Here is a 22,925-nt window from a genome sequence, read left to right as displayed (position 1 = left end):
AGCTGACCGGTGGAGGCCGGGCAGGACAGGGAGGTAGGCAGGCAGGGCGGGCATGGGCATTGACTTGAGTGGCGGAGGTGTCGAGGCGAGGGGCGAGAGTGAGTGTGGTGATCGTGATCGACGGGCCGAATTACGTACTGGTCCTGCTGGGGGTACTGGGGACCGGGCTGGTGGCAGGGGTGTTCTGCGGGTTCTCGACCTTTGTGATGCGCGGGCTGGCCGCGTTGCCGCCGGCGCAGGGGGTCGCCGCGATGAACGCGATCAACCGGGCCGCGGTGACCCCCGCGTTCATGCTGGTGTTCGCCGGGTCGGCGGTGCTGTGCGCGATGATCGGGGTGGTGACGTTCGTGGTGTGGCCGGACGACGGGAAGACGGAGCTGCTGCTGGGCAGCGCGCTGTATCTGTTCGGTTCGTTCGGGCTGACCCTGACGGCGAACGTGCCACGGAACGAGGCGCTGGCCGAGCTGGAGCCGGGCACCCCGGAGGCCGCCGCCTACTGGCCGGCGTATGTGCGGGAGTGGACGCGGTGGAACCACATACGCACCTTCACGTCGGCCGCGGCGGCGGTCGTCTACGTACTGGCCCTGTCCTGAGGGAGGCATGGGAGAAAACTGACGCACGGCTTACCTCCGCCTGGCTCCCGGCTGACTCCCGGCTGGCGACGGCCTGACTCCCGGCTGGCGATCGCCTGAGGAAGCCCCCGCAGAAGGTGCTGCCAGCCACTCTGCGGGTGCAACCGAGCGGACGTATCGTGGCCGAAAGAGCACCGCCCATGACGCACGGCCTGGGGCAAACGCACACGAGGAAGTCGACCATGGCCGATCCCAAGGGTTTCATGACCACGCCGCGGGAGGAGTGGCCTCGGCGGCCGGTCGAGGAGCGGGTCCGGGACTGGGACGAGGTGTACGTCCCAGGGGCGCTGCTGCCCATCATCAGCAAGCAGGCGGACCGCTGCATGGACTGCGGGGTGCCGTTCTGCCACGACGCGTGTCCGCTGGGCAATCTGATCCCGGAATGGAACGACCTGGTGTCGCGGGAGGACTGGCGGGCGGCGGGCGACCGGCTGCACGCGACGAACAACTTCCCCGAGTTCACGGGGAGGTTGTGTCCGGCGCCGTGCGAGGCGGGCTGCGTGCTCGCGATCAACCAGCCGGCCGTCACGATCAAGAACGTCGAGTGCGCCATCGCCGACCGGGCCTGGGCGGAGGGGTTCGCCTCGCCGCGGCCCCCGGAACGGCTGTCCGGGCGGACCGTGGCGGTGATCGGATCCGGTCCGACCGGGCTCGCGGCGGCGCAGCAGCTGACCCGGGCCGGTCACACCGTCGCCGTGTACGAGAAGGACGACCGGCTGGGCGGGCTGATGCGCTACGGCATCCCCGCCTTCAAGATGGAGAAGCACCATCTGGAGCGGCGGCTGGAGCAGATGCGGGCCGAGGGGACGAAGTTCCGTACGTCGGTGGCGGTGGGGCGGGACATCGGGGCGGCGGAGCTGCGGGCGCGGTACGACGCGGTGGTGATCGCGACCGGGGCGACGACATGGCGGGAACTTCCGGTCCCGGGCCGGGAGTTGGACGGGATACACCAGGCGATGGAGTATCTGCCGCTGTCCAACCGGGTGGGCGAGGGGGATCTGGCTCGGTCGCCGATGTCGGCGGCCGGTAGGCATGTGGTGATCGTGGGCGGGGGTGACACGGGGGCGGACTGTCTGGGGACGGCGGTGCGGGAGCGGGCCGCGTCGGTGACGCAGCTGGACATCTACGCACAGCCCGGGGCGGAGCGGGACGAGGACGTCGAGCCGTGGCCGACGTATCCGAAGATCTACCGGCTGTCGGCGGCGCACGAGGAGGCGCGGGACCTTGAGACGGCGCCCGCGGCGCACGCGGACGCGCGGTTGTTCGCGGCGTCGACGCTCCGCTTCACCGGCGACGCGAGCGGGCATGTGCGGGCGCTGCATCTGACGGAGGTGGACGCGGCGCGGCGGCCGGTGCACGGGACCGTTCGCACGCTGCCCGCCGACATGGTGCTGCTCGCGCTCGGTTTCTCGGGTCCCGACCGGGAGGACGGGCTCATCGACCAGCTGGGGGTGGTGATGGAGCCGCGCGGGACGATCGCCCGGGACGCGGAGTTCACCACGAACGTGCCCGGTGTGTTCGCGGCCGGGGACGCGGCGCGCGGGCAGTCGCTGATCGTCTGGGCGATCGCGGAGGGACGGGCGGCGGCGGCGGCCGTCGACCGCTATCTGACGGGGAGTTCGCAGCTCCCGGCACCGATATCGCCGTACGACCGGCCGATGTCCGTGTAGATGAGGGCGGTGGGATGCGGGACCGCCGCCGAACACACCGGAAGCACCAAGGCACCAAGCACCAAGCACCAAGCACCAAGCACCAAAGCAGCCGAACACCGGAACATCGGGGTGTGAATGACTCACCTGCCCCGGCCCAGGTCACCATGCCGAAGCGCCCCGTCCCCGAGTCCCTCGGGCCGTCGTGGCTCTGACCCGGGCCGACGAAGCCGTTACGGCTTGCGCCCCACCGCCCCGTACCCCGGAATCACCCCGTCGTCCTGCCCCGGCACCGGCTCGCCCAGCTCCGGATGCCAGTGGTGGACCACCGAGACGCCGGGGTCGACCAGGTCCAGGCCGTCGAAGAAGCGGCCGAACTCCTCCCGGGAGCGCAGCGCCAGGGTGACTCCGGCGGCTTTGAGTTTCGCGGTGGCCGCCGCCGACTCCTCCGGCGTGAAGTCGGCGGTGGCGTGGGTCATCGTCAGGTAGCTGCCGGACGGCAGTTCGGCGAGCAGCCGACCGACCAGCTCGTGGGCCCCGTCCTCGTCGGGGACGAAGTGGAGCAGGGCGACGAGCGACAGCGCGACCGGGCGGTCGAGGTCCAGGATCGCGCGTGCGCCGGCGAGGATCGCCGCCGGGTCGCGCACATCGGCCTGGAGGTACTCCGTCGCGCCCTCGGGCGTGCCGCGCAGCAGGGCAGTCGCGTGGGCCAGCACGATCGGGTCGTTGTCGCAGTAGACGACCCGGGTCTCGGGCGCGACGCCCTGGGCGATCTGGTGCAGGTTGGGCTCGGTCGGGATGCCCGTGCCGATGTCCAGGAACTGCCGTACGCCCTGCTCGGCCAGCCACCGGGTGGAGCGGTGCATGAAGGCGCGGTTGACCCTGGCCATCACCGGCACCCGAGGGTCGAGGGCCAGCATCTGCCTGCCCATCTCCTCATCGACCGGGTAGTTGTCCTTCCCGCCGAGATACCAGTCGTACATCCGCGCGGGATGCGGCTTGCTGGTGTCGATCACGAGGCGCTCCGTAAGCGTCTGACACGGTCACTCATCAATTCAGCACCATTACAAAGAAGTTGAACAAGAAAAAAGAAGCAGCTTCAGGAGAGCAGGAAGTCGGCCTCCCCCGCCTTGGCGCCCTCGATGAAGGCCGTCATCTCGTCCGTGGTGTAGATCAGCGCCGGTCCGTCGGGGTCGGTCGACTGGCGGACGGCGATCCGGCCGTCGGCCAGCTTCATCGCCTCCAGGCAGTTGCCGCCGTTGCCGCCGCTCCACGGCTTGTGCCAGCCCTCGCTGCCCAGTTCCCGGGCGGGCATGCCGTTGTAGATCCGCTCGGTGCGGTTCCGTGGCCCGGACTGGGGTTTGATGCGATCCATTCACAGCTCCTTGCGGAGATCCCGCAGGATCTCCTTCGTGCGTTGTGCCGTAGCGGCCTGCGCCGCCATGCGGTCCATGACCTCGAGGTGGGTCGCCACCTCGGTACGCGCGTCCAGGTAGACGGCGCCGGTCAGGTACTCGCTGTAGACCATGTCCGGCAGTTCGGGCATGGCGAATCGGAACAGCACGAAGGGCCCGTACGTCCCCGGGTGCGGCCCGCTCGCGAACGGGGCGACCTGGAGCGTCACATTGGGCAGCTTCGTGACCTCTAGCAGCCGGTCGATCTGCGCGCGCATCACCTCCGGGCCCCCGACCGGGCGGCGCAGGGCGGTCTCGTCCATCACGGCCCAGAAGCGGGGGGCGTCAGCACGGGTGAGCAGCTCCTGGCGTTGCCTCCGGAGGGCGACATGGCGCTCGATCTCCTCCGGCTGGGTCTGGCCGACGGCTCCCGACTTCAGCACCCCGCGCGCGTAGTCCTCGGTCTGCAGCAGCCCGGGCACGAAGTGCGGCTCGTAGGAGCGGATCAGGCTCGCCGCGCCCTCGAGGCTGACGTACATGGAGAACCAGCCCGGCAGGATGTCGTGGAACCGCTGCCACCAGCCGGGCTGGTTGGCCTCCTCGGCGAGCCGGACGAAGACGTCGGCCTCGTCGTCGGTGACCCCGTAGGCCTTCAGGAGCAGTTGGAGGTACGGGATCTTGAGGGCGACCTCGGCCATCTCCATACGGCGGACGGTGGCGGGCGCCACGCGGAGCACACGGGCGGCCTCCTCACGCTTGAGCCCGGCGCGTTCGCGCAGGTCAAGGAGGCGCCGGCCGAGGACCACCTGGCCCACGGTCGGCGCGGACCGCGGCTCGCTCACGCTCCACCTCCACGAAGTTCCCTGTCCGGAGCGCCACTTGTGCGCGTCGGCGGCACAGTCGCCGCCACATACAGGTGTCACCCGGCTACAGGTGTCAGCGGCATGCTGACAGCCCAGCGGCGCCATTCGAAGACTCATTCGAAGATCCGACGGAACAACCAGGCCGACAGGGTGACCGAATTGACCAAAACAACCGGAAACTCCCGATTCGGTCACATCGATCGCATTGGCCGGATCGGTCCGCCGGATCCTCACTGATCCCAACTGGCGCCGCTCGACATGCTGTTGCGAGCAGTGTGCCACGGCCCCTCACCGCGTCACACAGCACTCTGCATTTTTCAGAGTGACTCTTGCCAAGTGTTCACGGCGGGGCGATAGTGGCAAGCGTGATTCCGTCCGCGCCCTTAGGAACAGACGCCGCCGGAGACCGTCTCGGTCTCGGCGCTGCCGCGGTTGTCGCCCCTGGTAGGGGCGCTGCCGAGCGCCGGTTCCGGTTCGAGTTGGCCGCTCATCCGGGTTCCCCGGCCCAGGCGAGACGCCTGGTGCGCGCCCGGCTGACCGGTTGGTCGGTCTGCGCGGACACCTGTGACACCGCCGTACTCGTCATATCCGAGTTGGTCACCAACGCGATCGTGCACACCGCGAGCAGTCGCGTGGTGTGCGAGTTGCACGACCACGACGACACGGTGCGGATTGCCGTGCACGACGAGGGCTGTGCACCCGACGAGCCCCACCCGTCCCCGCAGCGTCCGGACGAGGAGCACGGGAGGGGGTTGCTCCTCGTCGAGGCGCTGTGCCAGGCGTGGGGGGCTCAGGAGCATGGTCCCGGGCTGCTGGTCTGGGCGGAGCTGCCGCGCCAGACCGATGCCGCCCAGGACACCGCCGAACCCCGCAACGACCTGGGGTGGGGCGCACGCCCCGACCCGGGCTCGTCCCGGGGGCCCTCGCGCGACCCGTCGCACGGGCCCGCGCACAGCCCGGTCCACCGTCCCTCGCCCGGTTCCGGGGAAGAGGGGCAGTCGGAGGCGGCGCTGCGCCCGGTGCCCGGGCGGAGGCAGGCGTGAACGGCGTCCCCGGTTCCGGCGGGTCGCTGGGCCTCGACACCCTGGTCCGGCTGCAACGCGGCCGGCGGCCGACGGCCGAGGGCGGTGTCCGTCGACTCCCGGTGCCCGAGGGCATGACGACACCGCTGGGCTGCGACGCCGTGGCGGTACCGGCGCGTCTCGGGCCGCTGGTGGTGCCCCGGCTGCCGCGGGTGGGCTGTGTGTACGCCGACGGCACGCACTGGTGGTGGATCGTCCCGTCGGACTCCGACTACGCCCTCAGCTGGCCCGCTCCGGCCCACTACAGCCCGGGGGCCCCGTTGCCCGGCGCCGCCCGGCTGATCCACCGCTCCGAGGGCACGGTGCCGTACACCCCGCCGATACCGCTCTACCTCGCCCTGTGCCGGGTGACAGGGACGACACCGGAGTGGTCTCGCCCACTCAGCGCGTGACCGCTGCGCGGCTTCGGCCGACAGAGGCGTGAGACCGACCGACGGAAGAGCAGCTCGACCCTCTCAACCGAGGACCGACCCAGCCGCTCGCAGCGCGACCAGCTCGGCCGCCCGAACCCAGGACCAGCTCAACCCTCTCAACCGAGGACCGGCTCAACCGTCCGGAGCAGGAGCCGGCTCGGCCGTTCAGAGCGACGACCAGCTCGGCCGCCCGAACCGAGAACCGGCTCGGCAGCTCAGCACATGCCCAGTCAGCACATGCCCAGTCCGCACATGTCCAGTCCGCCCACCCCCGGTCCGCCCATGCCCCGTCCGCCCATCCTCGCCCGCACCCCCGGCGCACTCCCCCGCGCCCCGTGAGCCCCGTTGCACGCCCTGCCCGGCGGGCGCCGTGGCCGCGATAGTGGCCGTTCGTCGACGGACCTGGGGAGGAACTCGGTGACGAAGAGGCGGGACACGGCGGCGTCCGAGGTGTCGGAGTCGGAGCGGCTGCTGTTCGGGGGGCCGCTCCGCTACGACATGGGTTGGAACCAGCACCGGGACGCCTTCCTGGAGCTGGACCTCCGCGCGATGCTGACCCGCATGCCCGGCATGCTCATGTCCAGCCTGCGGCTGGCCCGCCAGGCGGACGCCGGCGCCGCGCGCGTGGTGCTGGCCGCACAGGTGACCATCGGCGTGACCCAGGCCGTGAGCCTGCTGGCCGTGAACAGCGTGCTGGGCCGGCTGATCGGCACCGGCACCATCGAGGAACGGCTGCGCGGCGCCGCCCCCGCCCTGGTGATCATGGCCGCCGTGATGTTCCTGGCCGCCCTGCTGCGCGCCGCGTCCACCTACGCGACGGGCCGCCTGGAACCCAAGGTCGAGCGGGTGGCGACCGAGATGTACCTGGAGCGCGCGGCGGCCGTCGAGCTCGCCGCGATCGAGGACCACGCCTTCCACAAGCTGCTGGACACCGCGCAGTACGGTGCTTCCTCCGCCCGCCGCATGATCATGTACGGCACACGCGTGGTGAACGCGATGATCTCGCTGATCGCGGCGGCCGGTGTGCTGACCGTGCTGCACCCGGCCCTGCTGCCGCTGCTGATCACGATGACGATCCCGAGCGCGTGGGGCGCCCTGACCAACGCCCGGCGCCGCTACGAGTCGTTCCACACCTGGGTGCAGCACGCCCGCGCCGGCCATCTGATCAGCTCGCTGCTCACCGAGCCGGAGGCGGCGCCGGAGATCCGGGTGCACGGGGTCGGCCCCTTCCTCCTGCGGCACTTCCGGGCGATGTCGGAGACGGCGGAGGCGGAGCAGGCCCGGCTGGCCCGGCTCGCCGCCCGTACCGGCCTGATCGCGGCGGCCTGGACCGGCCTCGCGACCGTCGCCACGTACGCGACGCTGGGCGCGCTGCTGGTCAGCGGGGCGATGGCCCTGTCGGTGGCCGGTACGGCGGTGATCGCGATCCGCACCGGCTCGGCGAGCCTCAACACGCTGGTGCTGGAGATCAACACGCTGCACGAGGAGGCGCTGTTCGTGGGTGATCTGGAACGGCTGTACGTCGAGGCGGCCGAACGGGCGATCCCGATCGGCGGGGACCCGCTCCCGGAGGATCCACGGGAGATCCGCTTCGAGAACGTCACGTTCACCTATCCGGGTGATGCCACCCGCGCCGCCCTGGACGACGTCACCCTCACCCTCCCGCTCGGCCGGATCGTCGCCCTGGTCGGCGAGAACGGTTCCGGCAAGACCACCCTGGTCAAGCTGCTGGCCGGGCTGTACCAGCCAGACCGGGGCCGCATCCTGTGGGACGGGGTCGACGCGGCGCGGGCCGACCGGCACCGGCTCGCCGAGCGCATCGCGATGGTGGCCCAGGACTTCAAGCGCTGGCCCTTCACCGCCAAGGTCAACGTGGCCGTCGGCCGCTCGTCGGCGCCCCTCACCGAGGAGCGGCTGGCCAGGTCGGTCTCGGAGGCGGGCGCGGAGGAGGTGGTCGAGGATCTGCCGCGCGGCCTGGACACCCTGCTGGCACGCAACTTCAGCGGCGGCCACGAGCTGTCCGGCGGTCAGTGGCAGCGGCTGGGCATCGCGCGGGCCGCCTACCGGCGCGGGCACATCCTGATCGTGGACGAGCCGACGGCCGCCCTGGACGCCCGGGCCGAACTGGAGGTCTTCGAGAAGATCCGCGCACTGGCGGGCGGCGGGCAGACCGTCGTCCTGATCACGCACCGACTGGCGTCGGTTCGCCACGCGGATCTGGTGCACGTCCTCGACGAGGGCCGGGTCGTGGAGTCCGGGACGCCCGACGAACTCCTGGCGAGCGGCGGGGTCTACGCGGAGCTGTACGCGCTCCAGGCGGACCAGTTCACGGCCAAGGTGCCCGCCCGGAAGGTGGGTTAGCCCTGGGGTCCGTCGCCGCCGCGCACGATGACCAGGAACGTGTCCGTCGCCAGGTCCATCACGACCTCCGCGGGCATGCCTTCGAGTCGCCGCGCGTGCGCGAACTCCTCCGCCGGCCATGATCCTCGCGGTCCGCCTGCGGAAAAGCGTTCGAGCACCGTTCGCCCGTTCACCATCCTGCACCTCCAGAAGTGCGTCGTACTTGTAGGAGTTAACGCTCTGGAGAACACGGATGGCTCGCCCGGTGACGGTACTGAGACATAGCCGACACGTCACCGGCGCGGAGGGTGAGAGTCCGTTGACTTTCGGCCACTTTCGTGACCGCTTGTGTCAGTCCTCGTACTCGTCGTGATAGCGCACCCGATCGCTGCCCGCGGGCAACCGGCCGAGCGCCGTCAGGTCGAGCAGGGAACTGGTCGAGCCGAGTCCGTCGAGGCCGCGGTCGTGGGCGGAGTAGGTGTGGAAGACCCGGTCGTGTTCCCGTAGGAAGCAGCTGATCCCGGGCCGTTCGACCGGTTCGTCGTCGACCAGGAGGGTCGCTCCGAATTCGCGGTTGAAGTCGCTGTGGTAGGAGGAGTACCAGGGCAGGGTCCAGCCCATCCGCGCCTTGAAGGGCAGGATCCTGGTGAACGGCGCCCGGGACACCGCCGCGAACGAGGTGCCGCGCGCCCGCAGATGGGCCAGGTGGCCGATCTGGTCCAGGAACGCGGAGCAGTTGGGACAGCCGGCCTCCCATTCCGGGGCGAACATGAAGTGGTAGACGATCAGCTGGGGCCGCCCCTCGAAGAGGTCGAGCAGGGTGACCTTGCCGTCGCCGCCCTCGAGCACGTACTGGGGGTCCACCTCGACCATCGGGAGCCGGCGCCGCTCGGCGTTCAGCACGTCCCGCGCGCGCGTGAGCGCCTCTTCCTTGAGCAGTAACTCCTCACGCGCGGTACGCCACCGCTCACGCGAGACGATCTCCGGAAGCGACATGGGGCCCTCCTGTACGACGGTCGGTTCCGGGTGGTGACCGCCGGGCGAAGGAGAACTCATCGGCGACGCCGAGTTTTTTTCCGGCGTCACCGTCAGGTGTCGTACTCCTGGATGCGTCGGCCCTGGCTGCGGTCGACGAGGGCGGGGAGTCGCTCCCGCAACTCTCCTGCGATCGCGGGCACATCAGGGTGAGCAGCTCGCGGTCGCGCATCAGGACACGGCCGTCGACGATCGTCGTGCGGACGTCGGCCGCGCGGGCGCTGTGCACGAGCGTGGCGGCGAGGTCCTCGGCGAGCCCGCGCAGCGCGACCATCGGGGCGTGGGTGTGGCAGTTGACGAGCCCCGGCATGGCGACCTGCCCACGCGCGTCGATCCGCTCCACGGCGGCCGTGTCGGCGCCCGCTCCCACGGATTCGACGACACCGTCCCGTACGACGATCGAGGCGTTCTCCAGGAAGACGATCCGTTCCTGCTCGTCGTGCGTGAGCGCGGTGCAGCCGGTGATGACGAGGTCGGCGGGAGCGGAAACGCGATCGCCAGGACTGGAGCCACGATCGGCAGGGGTGAAGCCGCGATCGGCAGGGGCGGAGCCGCGATCGGCGGGAGCGGAGCTCATCGCCCCAACGTAGGGCAGGGTCGTCGGCCCGCGTGAGCCGAACCGCGCATCCTGTCCTGCCTCTGTCGCGTACCGGCCGGGACGAGCACGCTGGCCGCACCACCTCCTGGAAGGAGCCGGGCATGCTCCTCGGCACCTGGAACCTTGAGAACCTCTACCGACCCGGCAGCCCCTACGGCCCCAAGGACAAGTCCGCGTACGAGGCGAAGCTCGTCGCCCTCGCCTCCGTGATCGGCGCACTGGATCCGACCCTGCTCGGCGTCCAGGAGGTCGGCGACCCCGGCGCCCTGGAGGATCTGGCCGAACTGCTGGGCGTGAACTGGCGCGTCGCCCTCTCCGCGCACCCCGACGGCCGGGGCATCCGGGTCGGCTTCCTGGCCCGCACCGAGTTGACGGTGGTGTCCGACACGGCGGCTCTCCCGGCCCGGCTGGACCCGGTGCAGACCGACGACTCGGGCGGAACCGCCACCGGGGCCGGGCGCGGTTTCCTGGCCGTGACGGTCCAGACCGCGGCCGGTCCGCTGACGGCGGCGGCGGCCCACCTCAAGTCCAAGCTGCTCACCTACCCCGGTGACCGCTTCTACCCGCACGACGAGGGCGAACGGGCGCGCTACGGGGCGTACGCCCTCTTCCGGCGCGCCGCCGAGGCGGCGGCTCTGCGGGCGCTGGCGGACGAACTCCTGGCCGGGCAGGGCAGGTCCAGGGACGTGGCGGTGCTCGGCGACCTCAACGACGAGGTGCAGGCGGCCACCACCCAGATCCTCCTCGGGCCGCCCGGCTCCGAACTCGGCACCACCGGCTACGACCACACCGACAAGGGCGACGCCGTACGGCTGTGGGACACAGCCCCGCGGATCCCGGCCACGCAGCGCTACTCCCGCGTCGACTCCGGCCGCCACGAGCTCATCGACCACATCCTCCTCAGCCACCACCTGGTCCACCGCCTGACCGAGGCCGGTACGGGTCTCCCGGGCACCACCGCATCACCGCCCCTGCCGTCGGTGGGCGAGGACCCGGCGGAGCGCCGCGGGGCACCGGGGTCGGACCACGCACCGGTGTGGGCGCGGTTCGAGGACTGAGGCCCCGGCGGGTGAAGGGCGGGAGCGTCCGGGACGGCGGGCGGCGGAGGCGCTCTTCGGCCCTACGGGTGGCTGCGCTGTCAGTACCACGGTCTGCTGTCAGTCCCCCCGTCTACGGTGCCACCATGTCATTTACCCTGCCCGACGGTCTGCCTCCTGGCCGGTTCCTGCCCTGCGGTCCCGCACACGTGTGGATCTCCGACAAGTTCCCTGACGACGTCGAACGGCTGTGGCCTCGCCTGCTGAGCGAGCATGGAGCACACGGCCTGATTCCTTTCCTGTGCTGGCCCAGCAGCCTGGGCAGTCCGCTCAGCCTGAGTCATGTCGACGCCGTCCGCCTGGAGGAGGTGCTGGCGGCGGACTTCGCCGAGTACCGCCGCAGGAGGCTGCCCTTCTGGACGGACCCGACGCCGGTCCCGGCACCCGAAGGAATCGAGCCGTGGCCGCACGACCCCGGACCGCCTTTCGAGCAGTGGCCGGGCCTGGCACCGGAGATGCCGGTCACGTCCGCGGCCCCGACGCCCGAGGAGGCCGCGTCCGGTCTGCTGGCACAGCTGATCAAGAGGGGCGATTTCGGGCTGGCCGATTGCCGCCTCGTTCTCGTCCCGGCCCGTCGCGGCAGCGATGCTCTGGCGTTGACCGGCTGGTCCTCGGAGGCACCACTGCCTCTGCTGTGCGCACTCCTGCGGAGCTGGGAGGACCGCTTCGGTGCCCGCGTGGTGGCGGTGTTCGGCAGCGAGCTGTACGTGTCGGTCGCGAGACCTCCCGTTGAAGCGGGCCACGCGCAACTGCTCGCTCTGGAGCACGTGCTGTCGACCGCCGACAACATCGTCGATGACCCGCCCACACCGTTCCCCGAGTACGCGACGGACCTCGTGGGACGGACGTCCTGGTCGTTCTGGTGGGACTAGGCAGGACGGGGTCGTCTCGGTGGACTCCACGACGGCGGGTACGGCCGCGCACCGAGCCGGACGAGGTCCGGGCCGACGAGGCGGACTCTTCACGCGCGCATCGCGAGCAGCCGCGCAGGCGCGGGATCCGCGCGGTGATCCCGTTCCGGCCGAGCGACGCGGCCACCGGCCTGTTCGCGGCAGCCGCCCGAAGTGATCCCGACGAAACGCCCTACGCGGAGACCGGCATCCGGGGCACCGTGAGTCCGAGCCGCTGCCCGCCGTGCTCCAACTCGGCTGCCAGGTCCTGGAGTTGCCGGGTGTGCCGGGGGGTGAGCCGGCCTGTCTCGTCGAGGTGCACGGCACATGCGGTGGTCGTGTCCACGAGCCGTTCGAGTACGGCGGCCACCGCGTCCGTGCCCTTGGTGTGCCGGGCGAGGGCGGGGAGTTCGGCGGCGGCGAGGGCGATCGTGGTGCGGGCCTCGGCGAGGGTGCGGTAGGCCTCGCGGCGCAGGGCCCAGCGTTCGCCGCGGTCGTCGGACTCGCTCAGTACGTGGTCGAGGTAGGCGTGCGCGGCCCGCCCGGCCGCCGCGAGCCGGGCCCGTACCCCGCCGCCCCGCTTTCCCGCCATCGGCAGATGCCCCACGATCAGCACGATCGCGCAGGCCAGCAGGGTCTCGCCGATGCGGCCGGCGGAGGCCTGCGGCTCGCCGCCGACCATGACCAGCGCGAGCACGAGGACGGTGACGGCGGCGGTCTGGGCGGCGAAGTGCCGGGTGGACACCGGGATGACCGCTCCGCAGACGGCGACCAGTGCGATGAGCCCCTCGGGCCGGGGCAGTACCGCGGCGAAGCCCGCGAAGAGCAGGGCGCCGAGCACCGTCCCGGCGGCCCGGCACAGCACCCGGGAGGCGAGCGGTCCGAGGTCGGGCTTGACGAGGAAGACGGCGGTGGCGGGCAGCCAGTACCAGTGCTGGTGCTCGCCGTGCCAGCGGGCCTGGTGCAGGGCCTGGGCGGTGGCGGCGCTGGCCCCGAAACTGAGGGCGACCCGCAGCCCGTACTCCCGGCCGCCGCTGCCGAGCGCGGCGCGCAGCACCTCCTTCGGGCTGCGGCGCCGGGCGGGCGGCCGGTGCCGCGCGCCCTCGGCCCGGTCGAAGGCCTCGGCGGCGCGCAGCAGGGCGTCGTCCAGGGCGCGCAGGGCGGGTGCCGACCGGGACGGCGCGGGCAGCGGCCCGGTGCCGTCGTTCTCCCGGACCGCGATGGCGAGCCGCCGTGGCCCTGCGGCGGCCCGCGCGGATATCGGCTCTTCCGCCCAGGCGAGGGCGGTGGCGGCCTCGGCGAGGGGCAGTGCGGCGGCGTACTGCGCGTGCAGCCGGCGTTCGGCGGCGGAACTGGCGTGCCGCCGCAACCGGGGCCCGGTGAGCGCGTCCTGGGCATGGTCGAGGGCGGTGCTCAGCGCCTTGCGCCGGGCGAGGGCGGCCTCGCTGCCGACGGCGTCGAGCAGGTCGGCGACGGCGTCGTACACGGCGGCGACGGCGTCCCGTTCCCCGTCGAAGCGGTAGTCGCCGGTGAGGGCGCCGGGGGTGGGCAGGGCGAGGCGCAGCACCAGTAGCCAGCCGGCTCCGGCGAGGAAGGCGAGGGCCCGCTGCCAGCCCTCCTCGGCGACCGGCATCCCGGCGCCGATGGCGGCTGCGACCAGCAACTGCGTCCCTGCCCCGGAGGCGACGGGGCCGACGGCACTCATGCCGCCGGCGACCAGTCCGAGCCCGGTGAGCAGCAGGGTCAGGGGGACGGCGGTGAGGTGCTCGCCGCCGTAGGTCCCGACGAGCAGCCCCACGGCTCCGGCCGCCGCGGGCGCCCCGAGTCGCCGGACGGCGGCCCGCCGGCTGCCCGGCCGGTCGTTGATCCCGGCGAGCATCGCGGCGATGGCGGCGACGACACCGAGCGAGGTGTGGTGGAGCAGGACCGCGGTGAGCAGCAGCGGCCCGGCGGCCAGCGCCCCTCGCGTCACGGCGCTCCAGGGCACGGGCCCGCGCTGGGCGCGCAGGGCGTGGGCGAGCCAGGGCGGCAGGGCGGTACGACGGGACACGGGGCTCCTGTACGGCGGACGAGGGCGGGGGTATGCCTTCGGGCGACGGCGGCCGTGGCTTCCGGTCTGGGTCTGTCCACGGTAGATCGTGTTCCCGTACGGAACGGTGCGCTTGCATTTCCGAGGTGTGACAAGTGGGGCGAAGGGCCGTGTTCTTTATGAACGCAATTTCACGCCGACCGCGCACGGGCCCGAGACGGCCTGCTGCAACTTCTCGACCCGGTCGAGGAGTTCGTTGATACGCCGGGCGGGGAGGGCGCCCGAGAACTTCACGGTGGTCCAATACCCCACCGGAGCGCCGCGTCGGGCACCGCTCACAACTCCCAGAGGTCTCGGTGCCGGTGCCGGGTCGGCGGATGGTCAAGCTCTTCGGCCACGCGGAGCAGGGCATCGGGCGAGGCCGCGCGCAGACGCTTGCGGGCCACGGTGCGAAAGGTCCGCAGCGCGGCCCTGGCCGTCGACTCGTACGGCCCTCCGGGCCGGGCGTTCAAGGCCCGCGGGTAGGTGTACGCGGCAAAGGCCCGGACTACGAGGGTCGGCACGGGGCGGCGGCCGGCATCGCGTTGGCGGGACGCCTTCCTGCCCGGGTACCGGAGTTCGGCGAGGACATGGGAGGTGCAAGGACCCGGCAGACCCCGTGACCAGTACGCCGGGCCGGTGCGGTGCCGGCTCGGGACGTGGTGGACAGTGCGTGACATGGCAGTCTCCGACGGGTCGCCGACGATTCCGGTGCGGGCCGCCGGCTGTCCGCCGCCCCCCGGTGTCCCCGGTATGTCGTGTACACGGACGCAAGAGTGGCGGCCGGGCGGCGCCCTGTCGAACGGATATCGACCGAAGCTGACGCCATGACGGATATTGGGGTGCGGTCACGGTCCTGGGTCCGGATGATCGGGACGTTGTCCGCCGTCTGTCCGAGGAGCCGCCGTGATCCGCCGCGTCACCACCCCCGCGCTCTTTCCGCCGCCCGGCTACTCGCACGTCTCCGTCGTAGAGGCCGGTACGAGACTGGCGTTCCTCGCCGGGTCCGTGCCCCTCGACGGCGACGGACAGCTGGCCGGTGCGGGTGACCCCGTGCGGCAGGCCGAGCAGGTCGTCGCGAATCTCGGCGAGCAACTGCGCTCCGTGGGCAGCGACCTGGCGCATGTCCTGGCCACCGACGTGTACGTCGTGAGCAGCGACCCGGCGGTACTGTCCGCCGTCTGGGAGGTCGTCGAGGCTTCCGGGCTCAGTGCCGGGCCGCATTCGTCGACGCTGATCGGCGTGGCCTGCCTCGGGTACACCGGTCAGCTGGTGGAGATCACGGCCACGGCCGTGGTGCCCGAGGTGACTCAGGGATGAACGCCGAGGCCGTGCTGCGCCGGGCGGTCGGACCGGATGCCGGCGCCGTCGCCGACGTCTGGCTGCGGTCGTACTCCGCCGCCCTGCCCACCGTCGTCCGGGCGCGCTCCGACGACGAGGTGCGCGCGTACTTCCGGGATGTCGTGGTGCCGGAGCGGGAGACCTGGCTCGCGGAGACGGGCGGTCGCGTCGTGGGCGTGATGGTGCTCGCGGGGGATCTGCTGTCCCAGTTGTACCTGGCCCCCGAGTGGCGGGGGCGGGGCCTCGGTGACCGTTTCGTCTCACTGGCCAAGGAGCGCTCCCCGCAGGGACTCACGCTCTGGACGTTCCAGGTCAACAAGCCCGCCCGCCGCTTCTACGAGCGGCACGGCTTCCTCGCCGTCGAGCACACGGACGGCAGCGGGAACGAGGAGCGGGAGCCGGACGTGCGGTACGTCTGGCGGCCCTGAAGCCACGCGCCGGACCCGCCGCGGATCGGTCGAGCGTGCACCCCGGCGATCAGGTCGGCGTCGAGGACTCCCACGGGACCCGGGTTCCCGGCGCGCGCCGCTAGGCGGGCCCGGCCCCCCACACCCGCCTTTTCGGCAACGGCTTCGCATAGCTCCCCGCCCGGCTGGTCGTGAGCCCCAGCGCCACCAGCGACTCCGCCAGCTTCACCGCCGCGCCGACCCCGTCGACCACCGGAAGCCCGAGCTTCTCCCCCACCGCGCGCTGCAGTCCCGTCATCCCGGCGCAGCCGAGGACCAGGACCTCGGCGCCGGCGTCCCGGGCCCGTTCGGCCGCCGCGAGGAACGCGGCCTCCGTGCGCCCGGGGTCGCCGGCGAGGTCGAGGACGCCCAGTCCGGTGCCCGTCACGGCCGCGCAGTTACGGGCCACCCCGGCCGTCTCCAGGCTGTCCTCGATCTGCCCGCGCGACCGCTCCAGGGTCGTGACGACGCCGTACCGGCGCCCCAGCAGACAGGCCAGATGGGCGGCGGCCTCGGTGATGTCCACGACCGGTACGTCCACCAACTCCCGTACGCCCTCCCGCCCGTGCTCGCCGAAACCGGCCATGACCACCGCGTCGTACGGCGGGCCGTGGTACGTCCGCAGCGCGTCGATGACGGCCGCGGCCGAGAGGTGGCTGTCGAGCCAGCCCTCCGCCGACTCCGGGCCCCAGCCCGGGGTCAGTCCGGTCACGGTGGTGCCCGGGCCTGCGGCGGCCCGGGCACCTCGTACGATCTCCTCGGTCATCTCCTGCGTGGTGTTGCAGTTGGTGACGACGATCCGCACGGTCGTCAGACCTCCCGGGGTACGACGGCTCGGTCACCGCGGCAGAGCGCCGCGTACAGCCCGGCGGCCAGTGCCGTGCCGATGAACCAGGAGTACGGCGCCACATCGCCGAACGTCTTCACCAGCGCGAGCACCGCCGCGACCGCGGCCGACGGCAGGAACGCCCACAGGGCCTTGGGGTTGACGCCCTTGCGGTAGTGGTACGGCGCTCCCGGCGTCGCGTCGAACAGCTTCTCGACGTCCACCCTGCCGCGCTTGACCCAGTAGTAGTCGACCATGATCACGCCGAACAGCGGGCCCAGGAAGGCGCCGAGGCCGCCGAGGAAGTAGTTGACGACGGTGGGGTTGGAGAAGAGGTTCCAGGGGGTGACGACCAGCGCGGCGACCGTGCTGATCATGCCGCCGACCCTGAAGCTGATCTTCTGCGGCCAGACGTTGGCCAGGTCGTACGCCGGTGAGACGAAGTTGGCGACGATGTTGACACCCATGGTGGCGACCGCGAAGGTCAGGGCCGCCACGACCAGGACCCAGGTGTTGCCGACCTTGGCGACCAGTTCGGCCGGGTCGGTGATGGCTTCGCCGAAGACCTCCAGCGAGCCGGCCGTGACGATCACCGAGACGACCACGAACGCAGTGGAGTTGACGGGCAGGCCCCAGAAGTTGCCGCGGCGGACGGTGCGGTAGTCCGGCGCGAAGCGCGAGAAGTCGCAGAAGTTGAGCATCAGCGTGCCGTAGGTCGCCAGGATCAGGCCGATCGCGCCGAACCACTGCCGCCACTGCTCGCCGACGGAGACCGGGTGCGGGGTGGAGGTGAGCGAGATCGTCCAGTGGGCCTTGGCGAGGATCCAGACGGCCAGCGCGATCATGACCAGCCAGATCGCGGGTCCGCAGAAGTCCTGGAACTTGCGGATCGTCTCCATGCCCCGGCTGATGATCGCCGCCTGGATCAGCCAGAGGGAGACGAAGGAGGTCCAGCCGAGGGCGTCCAGGCCCAGGAAGGAGTGGTGCGTCCAGGACTCCAGGCCCGGCCAGGCCGCCAGCAGCATCACGTTGACGGCGACGGACGCCAGATAGGTCTGGATGCCGTACCACATGATGGCGATCACGGCCCGGATGAGCGCCGGGACGTTGGCGCCCCAGACGCCGAAGCTGATCCGGCTGACCACCGGGAACGGCACGCCGTGGCGCTGACCGATCCGGCCCATCCAGTTCATGCCGATGTAGATGAGCACGAAGCCGACGAGGAGGGAGGTGAAGACCTGCCAGACGTTCATGCCGAGGACCAGCAGTCCGGCGGCGAAGGTGTAGTTGCCGAGGTTGTGGACGTCGGACATCCACATGGCGAAGAGGTCGAAGACCTTCCAGTTCCGCTGCTCGGCGGGGGCGAGGTCTTCGTTGGTGAGCCGGGGGTCGGGGACGAACGCGGGTGCGCCGGTGGCTTCGGCGCTGTCGGCCAGGGACACGGGGCCTCCAGGGACTACGGGGCGGGGAGGGAGCGGGCGAGGGAGAGAGGAGGACGGCTGCCGGGTGCTGCTGCCGGATGCCGGGTGCCGAGTACTGCGCGCGTTTGGTATACCAAACTGTCGTCATGGTCCTCCCGTCAAGCGTTCCGACCGATGTCCGTCCCGTTACGGCTCCGTAAAAGCCCCCTCAGGTCGGCGAAGATGGACCCATGGGATCCCCCACGACGAAGATCGAACCCCTGGGCGCGGTGCGCGAGCGCGTCCTCGCCACCCTGCGGCAGGACATCATCGCGGGGCGTCTGGGCCCGGGCGACCGACTGGTCGAACGCGAGCTGGCCGAGCGGTTCGGGGTGTCCCGGGTGCCGGTCCGGGAGGCGATCCGGGCCCTGGTCGCCGAGGGCTTCGTCCACTTCGAGTCGGCCCGCCGGACCGTCGTACGCCGGCTGACCCCGACCGACGTCAAGGAACTCTTCGAGCTGCGCGAGGCGCTGGAGGTATACGCGGCCGGGCTGGCGGCGGCACGGGCGACCCCGCAGGCGCTGGCCGAGCTGCGGGACCTGCTCGCCCGGGCCGCCGCGGCGACGCGGGCCGGGGACGCCGAGACGATCACCGACATCAACACCCGTTTCCACGACCGGATCCTGACCCTGGCCGGCAACAGCCTGCTCATCTCGGTGATGGAACCGGTCGACGGCCGGCTGCGCTGGCTGACCCGGCGGAACGAGGAGTGGCCGCAGCTGCTCACCGAACACCGCGAGCTGTACGACGCGATCGCCTCCGGCGACCCGGACCGGGCCCGCGCCCGCGCCCTCGGCCACGTCCGGGCCAACTACCGGTCGACGGTACGGCACCTCTTCGGCGAGGAGGCCGACCAGCGCCTCTGACCTCGCACCGGGTTGTCCACAGGAACACCAGTTCGCACAGGGATCTCCTAGAGTTCTCCTCATCAGTGAAGATCGGAACGGATCCGATCGGACCACACGGGGAGGGCATGACCATGGTGAGCAGACGGGGGCTGCTGGGCGGAGCCGCACTCATGGGGATGGGCGCGGCAGCCGGCATGGTGGCGGGCACGGGGACCGCCGCGGCCGACACGCCGCTGGACACACCGTTCACCCCGGTCGCCGCACCGCATCTGGCCGAGGCCGAGCAACTGGTGCAGTACCAGCGCATGCTGGCAGCCGGTTACCTGCCGACGGGACTGGCCGGGCACTGGCCGCTGGACGGCTCCGGCACCGACCGCTCCGGCCTGGAGCATCCCGTCACGCTGGGCTCCGGGGCGAGCTGGACCGGTCTGCGGGCGGGCGGTGAGCTGAGCTTCGACGGCACCTCCGGTGCCTACGCGGCCACCGGTTCCGTCCTGGACACCACGGCCCCGTTCACGGTCGCGGCCTGGGTCCGGCTGGCCGACGACGCCGTGCTGACGAACATGTACACGGCCGTGAGCCAGGACGGCGGCAGCGCCAGCCGCTTCCTGCTCCAGTACGACGACACCGCCGGGACCTGGGCCTTCAAGGTGCGCAGCGAGGACCAGAGCGCCAAGATCTCCGCACTCGGCTCCACGCCGGTCACCAAGACCGGCGTCTGGACCCATCTCACGGGTGTCTGGGACGGCACACGCGTCCAGCTGTACGTGAACGGCGTGCTGGAAGGCAGCGCCGACACGACCCTGTCCTGGGCCGCGACCCAGGGCTTCGGCATCGGCCGGGCCCGGTGGAACGGCGGCTACGTCAACCGTTTCAAGGGCGCGGTCGACGACGTCCGCGCCTACGGCCGCGCCCTGAGCGCCGCCGAGATCGCCCTGATCAGCGGCGCTACGGCACGCGCCAACAACGTCTATGCGATGAACACGACGGCGACCGTCATCTGGGGCCGCCCCGACGACCTCGCGAGCTGGGTGGCCCGGGCCCGGTGCGCGTCCTTCGTCACGGCCCTGCTCAGACACACCTACGGCTGGGCGACCGACGCCTACTTCCTCCAGTACTTCCAGGAGAAGGGCCCCGAGGCCGCCGACTACTGCTCGGCCTTCCTGAAGAACACCGGCGGCCCGCGCTTCCGCCCCGTCCGCAAGGTCGCCGACCTACGGCCGGGTGACCTGATCGCGGTCGACTACAACGGGCAGGACGCCGAGAACACCGGGCACATCGTGATGGTCCGCGAGGTCAAGGGGGTCTTCAGCGGGGTCGCCGACTTCCCGAACGAGACCCAGTACGCCGTCGAGATCATCGACTGCACCTCCGACCCGCACGGGGTGTACGGCCTGAGCAACTACCCGCAGTACCCCGACACCCGCATGGTCGGCAGCGTGGACGGCGAGAACTTCCAGGGCGTCGGCATCGGCCACATGATGTTCTACGCGTCCGACGCCACCGGCGCGTTCTCCCGCTACCGCTGGAGCGTCAACTCCTCCGCGTCCACCGGCACCCACCCGGTGACCGACCGCCCGGTGGCGGCGGCCCGCATCGTCTGAGCCCACCGTCTCACCGCAGCCCGGCCGCCCCGGCCGCCGTCCGCAGCACGTCGCGGAGCATCTCGGGGGTGAGGCGGCCGGTGAAGGTGTTGCGCTGACTGACGTGGAAGCAGCCGAAGAGGTCCAGGCCGTCGAGGTCCACGCGGGTGCCGTGGGCGAAGGCCGGACGGGGCCGGGGCACGCTCCAGCCGGCCTCGGCGAGGGCGGGCAGGGCCGCCTGCCAGCCGAAGGCCCCGAGCACGACGACGGCGCGCGCCGTCGGCCGGAGCAGCGTCAGCTCCTCGACCAGCCAGGACCGGCAGGTGTCGCGTTCCTCGGGGGTCGGTCTGTTGTCGGGCGGGGCGCAGTGCACGGGCGCGGTGATGCGCACGCCGTACAGCTCCAGGCCGTCGTCGATGCGCTCTGACGTCGGCTGCGAGGCGAGCCCGACGTCATACAGCGCCTGGTACAGCACATCGCCGGAGCGGTCGCCGGTGAACATCCGGCCGGTGCGGTTGCCGCCGTGCGCGGCCGGGGCGAGGCCGATGATCAGCAACGGGGCGTCGGGCGGCCCGAAGCCGGGGACGGGTCTGCCCCAGTACGTCCAGTCGGCGAAGGCGGCGCGCTTGGTGCGCGCCACCTCTTCACGCCAGGCGACCAGGCGAGGGCAGGCCCGGCAGACGCTGACGCGCTGGTCGAGGCAGGCGAGGGGGTCGCGGGGGGTGGGAGGGGTGGGAGGGGGGTGGGGCACAAGGTCCACGGTAGAGCCGGGGGACCTGGCCGTGCGAGATCGATGCGGTCGGTACGCGTGGGGTGGGCGGGCGACCGGGAAATCGGCTCCGTTTCTCCCGGCTCGGGGGGCTAAGGTCGGGGCATGGCTTCTGAGGACGCGGGCGAGAGCAGGGAGCGGGAGAGCGGTGGGACGGGAACCCCCGCCACCGCCTCGGCCGAGGCTGCCGAAGGCATCCCGGCGCCTGCCGCCCAGGCCCCCGGCTCCGACCCCGCGGCCGTGGCCGCGGCCATCGCCGCCGCCGAGGCCGCGGCGCCCGCTCCCGGCGAGAACGTGCGGATCGACAGCTGGATCTGGGCCGTGCGCCTGATCAAGACCCGCTCGATGGGAGCCACCGCCTGCCGGGGCGGGCACGTCCAGGTGAACGGCGAGCGGGTCAAGCCCGCCCACTCCGTGCGCGTCGGTGACGAGGTGCGGCTGCGTCATGAAGGGCGGGAGCGGGTCGTCATCGTGAAGCGTCTGATCCGCAAGCGGGTCGGCGCCCCGGTGGCCGCCCAGTGCTACATCGACAACTCGCCGCCGCCACCGCCCCGCGAGGCCTTCGTCCCCATCGGCCTGCGCGACCGCGGCACCGGTCGCCCCACCAAGCGCGACCGCCGCGAGCTGGAACGGCTGCGCGGCCTCGGCGGAACGGGAGCGACGGGCGGAACCGGCGGCATGGGCGGAGCCGGCGGCATGGGCGGAGCCAGCGGCACGGGTCGGCCGAGCGGTGGGCGCCCCGGCGGACGGTGATCCACCGGGGCCGACTCCACGGGGCTCCGCCGGGCCGGGGCCGGACGACGGCACTCCGCCGGGCTGCCGGGGCCGGCTGCCGAGCCTGACGGGCCGTGGCCGACTGCCGGGGCTCATGGGCCGTGGCCGACTGCCGGGGCTCATGGGCCGTGGCCGACTGCCGGGGCTCATGGGCCGTGGCCGACTGCCGGGGCTCACGGGCCGTGGCCGACTGCCGGGGCTCACGGGCCGTGGCCGACTGGCAGGGCTCAGCTGAGCCGGCCGGCAGAGCGCACCCGCCAGAGCGAGGCCAGGACGACCTCGCTCGGTGGGTGCGGCGCGTCACGCGCGTGGCCGCGCCAGTCCCCACAGCCGCGCGTTCTGTCCGCGCCGGGCCCAGGCGATCAGGGCCAGCGGCACGATCAGGATCAGCGGGGTCGCCGCGTACTGGCCGTCGAAGACGGTGAGCTGGACGATGAACGCGCCCACCATGAGCGCACTCAGCGCCATCGCCGCCACCGACTGCAGCAGCGGTATCAACAGGGCGACGGCACCGGCCAGTTCGAGCGCGCCGATGGTGTACATGCCCGCACTGCCCCAGCCGATCCTGTCGAAGGACTCGGCGGCCGACGGCTGCGCGATCAGCTTGGGCAGCGCGCTGGCGATGGCGTAGAAGAGGGCGAGCAGCACCTGCACCGTGCGCAGGGCCAGGCGGGCACGGCGGCCGCGGGCCGTCGCCGACTCGGCGACGACGGCGGCCGCGGAAGCAGCGGTAGCGGCGAGGGCGACGGAAGCGGCGGGCTTGGGCATGGGGGTTCTCCTGGGGAAGCGGTCCCTGTTGCTGTCACAGAGGTAGACC

23 protein-coding genes and 2 pseudogenes are annotated in these 22,925 nt (G+C 72.0%); 13 read left to right on the top strand and 12 right to left on the bottom strand.

What is annotated here, in order from left to right:
* Positions 1–113 precede the first annotated feature (113 nt).
* Together AB0N16_RS21385 and AB0N16_RS21380 are read left to right on the top strand one after the other, a co-directional pair.
* Complete coding sequence (locus AB0N16_RS21385) at positions 114–593, top strand: anthrone oxygenase family protein (protein ID WP_365799301.1); 480 nt, start codon at positions 114–116, stop codon at positions 591–593.
* Positions 594–814: 221 nt separating this feature from the next.
* Complete coding sequence (locus tag AB0N16_RS21380) at positions 815–2,302, top strand: glutamate synthase subunit beta (RefSeq protein WP_365798909.1); 1,488 nt, start codon at positions 815–817, stop codon at positions 2,300–2,302.
* Between the two features lie 212 nt (positions 2,303–2,514).
* Here AB0N16_RS21380 and AB0N16_RS21375 read toward each other — a convergent pair whose 3' ends face one another.
* From AB0N16_RS21375 to AB0N16_RS21365, 3 genes are all read right to left on the bottom strand, one after another.
* Positions 2,515–3,297 carry an SAM-dependent methyltransferase gene (locus tag AB0N16_RS21375; RefSeq protein WP_365798907.1) on the bottom strand — a complete coding sequence of 261 codons (783 nt, stop codon included), beginning with the start codon at positions 3,295–3,297 and terminating at the stop codon, positions 2,515–2,517.
* An 83-nt stretch (positions 3,298–3,380) separates the two neighbouring features.
* Complete coding sequence (locus AB0N16_RS21370) at positions 3,381–3,656, bottom strand: DUF397 domain-containing protein (protein ID WP_089100964.1); 276 nt, start codon at positions 3,654–3,656, stop codon at positions 3,381–3,383.
* Positions 3,657–4,517, bottom strand: a complete 861-nt coding sequence (locus AB0N16_RS21365; protein WP_365798905.1) for a helix-turn-helix transcriptional regulator — start codon at positions 4,515–4,517, stop codon at positions 3,657–3,659. It abuts the gene before it with no gap.
* 500 nt (positions 4,518–5,017) lie between these two features.
* Between AB0N16_RS21365 and AB0N16_RS21360 the strand changes: the two genes are divergently transcribed.
* The 3 genes from AB0N16_RS21360 to AB0N16_RS21350 all read left to right on the top strand — a co-directional run bounded on the left by AB0N16_RS21360 (position 5,018) and on the right by AB0N16_RS21350 (position 8,394).
* Positions 5,018–5,581, top strand: a complete 564-nt coding sequence (locus AB0N16_RS21360; RefSeq protein ID WP_365798903.1) for an ATP-binding protein — start codon at positions 5,018–5,020, stop codon at positions 5,579–5,581.
* A complete protein-coding gene (locus AB0N16_RS21355) occupies positions 5,578–6,012 on the top strand; it encodes a hypothetical protein (protein ID WP_365798901.1) in 435 nt (144 codons plus the stop codon). Before AB0N16_RS21360 ends, AB0N16_RS21355 begins: the two co-directional genes overlap by 4 nt.
* Positions 6,013–6,531: 519 nt before the next feature.
* On the top strand, positions 6,532–8,394 hold the full coding sequence (locus AB0N16_RS21350; RefSeq protein ID WP_365799299.1) for an ABC transporter ATP-binding protein: 1,863 nt from the start codon (positions 6,532–6,534) through the stop codon (positions 8,392–8,394).
* Here the strand turns inward: AB0N16_RS21350 and AB0N16_RS21345 are convergent.
* From AB0N16_RS21345 to AB0N16_RS21335, 3 genes and pseudogenes are all read right to left on the bottom strand, one after another.
* Positions 8,391–8,570 (bottom strand): hypothetical protein, encoded by a 180-nt coding sequence (locus AB0N16_RS21345; RefSeq protein ID WP_365798899.1) that lies wholly within the window; start codon positions 8,568–8,570, stop codon positions 8,391–8,393. The two genes, AB0N16_RS21350 and AB0N16_RS21345, sit on opposite strands and share 4 nt — an antisense overlap.
* Positions 8,571–8,724: 154 nt before the next feature.
* Positions 8,725–9,369: a DUF899 domain-containing protein gene (locus AB0N16_RS21340; protein WP_365798897.1), complete on the bottom strand. Its 645-nt coding sequence runs from the start codon at positions 9,367–9,369 to the stop codon at positions 8,725–8,727.
* A gap of 280 nt (positions 9,370–9,649) precedes the next feature.
* Positions 9,650–9,874 (bottom strand): annotated as a pseudogene (locus AB0N16_RS21335) (amidohydrolase); the annotation flags it as partial.
* A 233-nt stretch (positions 9,875–10,107) separates the two neighbouring features.
* Here AB0N16_RS21335 and AB0N16_RS21330 point away from each other — a divergent pair.
* From AB0N16_RS21330 to AB0N16_RS21320, 3 genes and pseudogenes are all read left to right on the top strand, one after another.
* Entirely contained in the window at positions 10,108–11,064 is a 957-nt protein-coding gene (locus AB0N16_RS21330; protein ID WP_365798895.1) for an endonuclease/exonuclease/phosphatase family protein, read from the top strand.
* A gap of 125 nt (positions 11,065–11,189) precedes the next feature.
* The gene (locus AB0N16_RS21325; RefSeq protein WP_365798893.1) at positions 11,190–11,975 is read left to right on the top strand and encodes a DUF4253 domain-containing protein; all 786 of its coding nucleotides are present in this window, start codon (positions 11,190–11,192) and stop codon (positions 11,973–11,975) included.
* Positions 11,976–12,016: 41 nt separating this feature from the next.
* Positions 12,017–12,118: pseudogene (locus AB0N16_RS21320) on the top strand (IS5/IS1182 family transposase); the annotation flags it as partial.
* 68 nt (positions 12,119–12,186) lie between these two features.
* Here AB0N16_RS21320 and AB0N16_RS21315 read toward each other — a convergent pair.
* Both AB0N16_RS21315 and AB0N16_RS21310 read right to left on the bottom strand, forming a co-directional pair.
* A complete protein-coding gene (locus AB0N16_RS21315) occupies positions 12,187–14,043 on the bottom strand; it encodes an FUSC family protein (RefSeq protein ID WP_365798891.1) in 1,857 nt (618 codons plus the stop codon).
* A 314-nt stretch (positions 14,044–14,357) separates the two neighbouring features.
* Positions 14,358–14,741, bottom strand: a complete 384-nt coding sequence (locus AB0N16_RS21310) for a hypothetical protein (protein WP_365798889.1) — start codon at positions 14,739–14,741, stop codon at positions 14,358–14,360.
* 226 nt (positions 14,742–14,967) lie between these two features.
* Between AB0N16_RS21310 and AB0N16_RS21305 the strand changes: the two genes are divergently transcribed.
* Both AB0N16_RS21305 and AB0N16_RS21300 read left to right on the top strand, forming a co-directional pair.
* Positions 14,968–15,381: a RidA family protein gene (locus tag AB0N16_RS21305; RefSeq protein WP_365798887.1), complete on the top strand. Its 414-nt coding sequence runs from the start codon at positions 14,968–14,970 to the stop codon at positions 15,379–15,381.
* The gene (locus AB0N16_RS21300) at positions 15,378–15,830 is read left to right on the top strand and encodes a GNAT family N-acetyltransferase (protein WP_365798885.1); all 453 of its coding nucleotides are present in this window, start codon (positions 15,378–15,380) and stop codon (positions 15,828–15,830) included. Before AB0N16_RS21305 ends, AB0N16_RS21300 begins: the two co-directional genes overlap by 4 nt.
* Positions 15,831–15,930: 100 nt before the next feature.
* Here the strand turns inward: AB0N16_RS21300 and AB0N16_RS21295 are convergent, their stop codons facing one another.
* Both AB0N16_RS21295 and AB0N16_RS21290 read right to left on the bottom strand, forming a co-directional pair.
* The gene (locus AB0N16_RS21295; RefSeq protein ID WP_365798883.1) at positions 15,931–16,653 is read right to left on the bottom strand and encodes an aspartate/glutamate racemase family protein; all 723 of its coding nucleotides are present in this window, start codon (positions 16,651–16,653) and stop codon (positions 15,931–15,933) included.
* A 5-nt stretch (positions 16,654–16,658) separates the two neighbouring features.
* Positions 16,659–18,116 carry an NCS1 family nucleobase:cation symporter-1 gene (locus AB0N16_RS21290; protein ID WP_365798881.1) on the bottom strand — a complete coding sequence of 486 codons (1,458 nt, stop codon included), beginning with the start codon at positions 18,114–18,116 and terminating at the stop codon, positions 16,659–16,661.
* Between the two features lie 209 nt (positions 18,117–18,325).
* On the opposite strand from AB0N16_RS21290, the gene AB0N16_RS21285 reads away from it, so the two are divergent.
* Entirely contained in the window at positions 18,326–19,000 is a 675-nt protein-coding gene (locus AB0N16_RS21285) for a GntR family transcriptional regulator (RefSeq protein WP_365798879.1), read from the top strand.
* A 113-nt stretch (positions 19,001–19,113) separates the two neighbouring features.
* Positions 19,114–20,586, top strand: coding sequence for a LamG domain-containing protein (locus AB0N16_RS21280; RefSeq protein WP_365798877.1), 1,473 nt, complete (start codon positions 19,114–19,116; stop codon positions 20,584–20,586).
* Between the two features lie 10 nt (positions 20,587–20,596).
* Here the strand turns inward: AB0N16_RS21280 and AB0N16_RS21275 are convergent, their stop codons facing one another.
* Positions 20,597–21,316 carry a uracil-DNA glycosylase gene (locus AB0N16_RS21275; protein WP_365798875.1) on the bottom strand — a complete coding sequence of 240 codons (720 nt, stop codon included), beginning with the start codon at positions 21,314–21,316 and terminating at the stop codon, positions 20,597–20,599.
* 123 nt (positions 21,317–21,439) lie between these two features.
* On the opposite strand from AB0N16_RS21275, the gene AB0N16_RS21270 reads away from it, so the two are divergent.
* Entirely contained in the window at positions 21,440–22,087 is a 648-nt protein-coding gene (locus tag AB0N16_RS21270; RefSeq protein ID WP_365798873.1) for an RNA-binding S4 domain-containing protein, read from the top strand.
* 321 nt (positions 22,088–22,408) lie between these two features.
* Here AB0N16_RS21270 and AB0N16_RS21265 read toward each other — a convergent pair whose 3' ends face one another.
* Complete coding sequence (locus AB0N16_RS21265; protein ID WP_365798871.1) at positions 22,409–22,876, bottom strand: DoxX family protein; 468 nt, start codon at positions 22,874–22,876, stop codon at positions 22,409–22,411.
* Between the last annotated feature and the right edge of the window lie 49 nt (positions 22,877–22,925).

Origin of the sequence: Streptomyces sp. NPDC051105, assembly GCF_040682795.1 — a bacterium.
In the GTDB taxonomy this organism is placed as follows: domain Bacteria; phylum Actinomycetota; class Actinomycetes; order Streptomycetales; family Streptomycetaceae; genus Streptomyces.
The sequence above is the reverse complement of the archived record's forward strand: the minus strand, read 5'-3'. Positions and strand labels throughout refer to the sequence as shown.

What these genes read in the sequence shown, in the direction of transcription:
- AB0N16_RS21380 (WP_365798909.1), top strand. Translation starts at nt 815, where the DNA reads ATGGCCGATCCCAAGGGTTTCATGACCACGCCGCGGGAGGAGTGGCCT.
- AB0N16_RS21370 (WP_089100964.1), bottom strand. Translation starts at nt 3,656, where the DNA reads ATGGATCGCATCAAACCCCAGTCCGGGCCACGGAACCGCACCGAGCGG.
- AB0N16_RS21350 (WP_365799299.1), top strand. Translation starts at nt 6,532, where the DNA reads ATGGGTTGGAACCAGCACCGGGACGCCTTCCTGGAGCTGGACCTCCGC.
- AB0N16_RS21345 (WP_365798899.1), bottom strand. Translation starts at nt 8,570, where the DNA reads ATGGTGAACGGGCGAACGGTGCTCGAACGCTTTTCCGCAGGCGGACCG.
- AB0N16_RS21340 (WP_365798897.1), bottom strand. Translation starts at nt 9,369, where the DNA reads ATGTCGCTTCCGGAGATCGTCTCGCGTGAGCGGTGGCGTACCGCGCGT.
- AB0N16_RS21330 (WP_365798895.1), top strand. Translation starts at nt 10,108, where the DNA reads ATGCTCCTCGGCACCTGGAACCTTGAGAACCTCTACCGACCCGGCAGC.
- AB0N16_RS21325 (WP_365798893.1), top strand. Translation starts at nt 11,190, where the DNA reads ATGTCATTTACCCTGCCCGACGGTCTGCCTCCTGGCCGGTTCCTGCCC.
- AB0N16_RS21310 (WP_365798889.1), bottom strand. Translation starts at nt 14,741, where the DNA reads ATGTCACGCACTGTCCACCACGTCCCGAGCCGGCACCGCACCGGCCCG.
- AB0N16_RS21300 (WP_365798885.1), top strand. Translation starts at nt 15,378, where the DNA reads ATGAACGCCGAGGCCGTGCTGCGCCGGGCGGTCGGACCGGATGCCGGC.
- AB0N16_RS21285 (WP_365798879.1), top strand. Translation starts at nt 18,326, where the DNA reads ATGGGATCCCCCACGACGAAGATCGAACCCCTGGGCGCGGTGCGCGAG.
- AB0N16_RS21280 (WP_365798877.1), top strand. Translation starts at nt 19,114, where the DNA reads ATGGTGAGCAGACGGGGGCTGCTGGGCGGAGCCGCACTCATGGGGATG.
- AB0N16_RS21270 (WP_365798873.1), top strand. Translation starts at nt 21,440, where the DNA reads ATGGCTTCTGAGGACGCGGGCGAGAGCAGGGAGCGGGAGAGCGGTGGG.
- AB0N16_RS21265 (WP_365798871.1), bottom strand. Translation starts at nt 22,876, where the DNA reads ATGCCCAAGCCCGCCGCTTCCGTCGCCCTCGCCGCTACCGCTGCTTCC.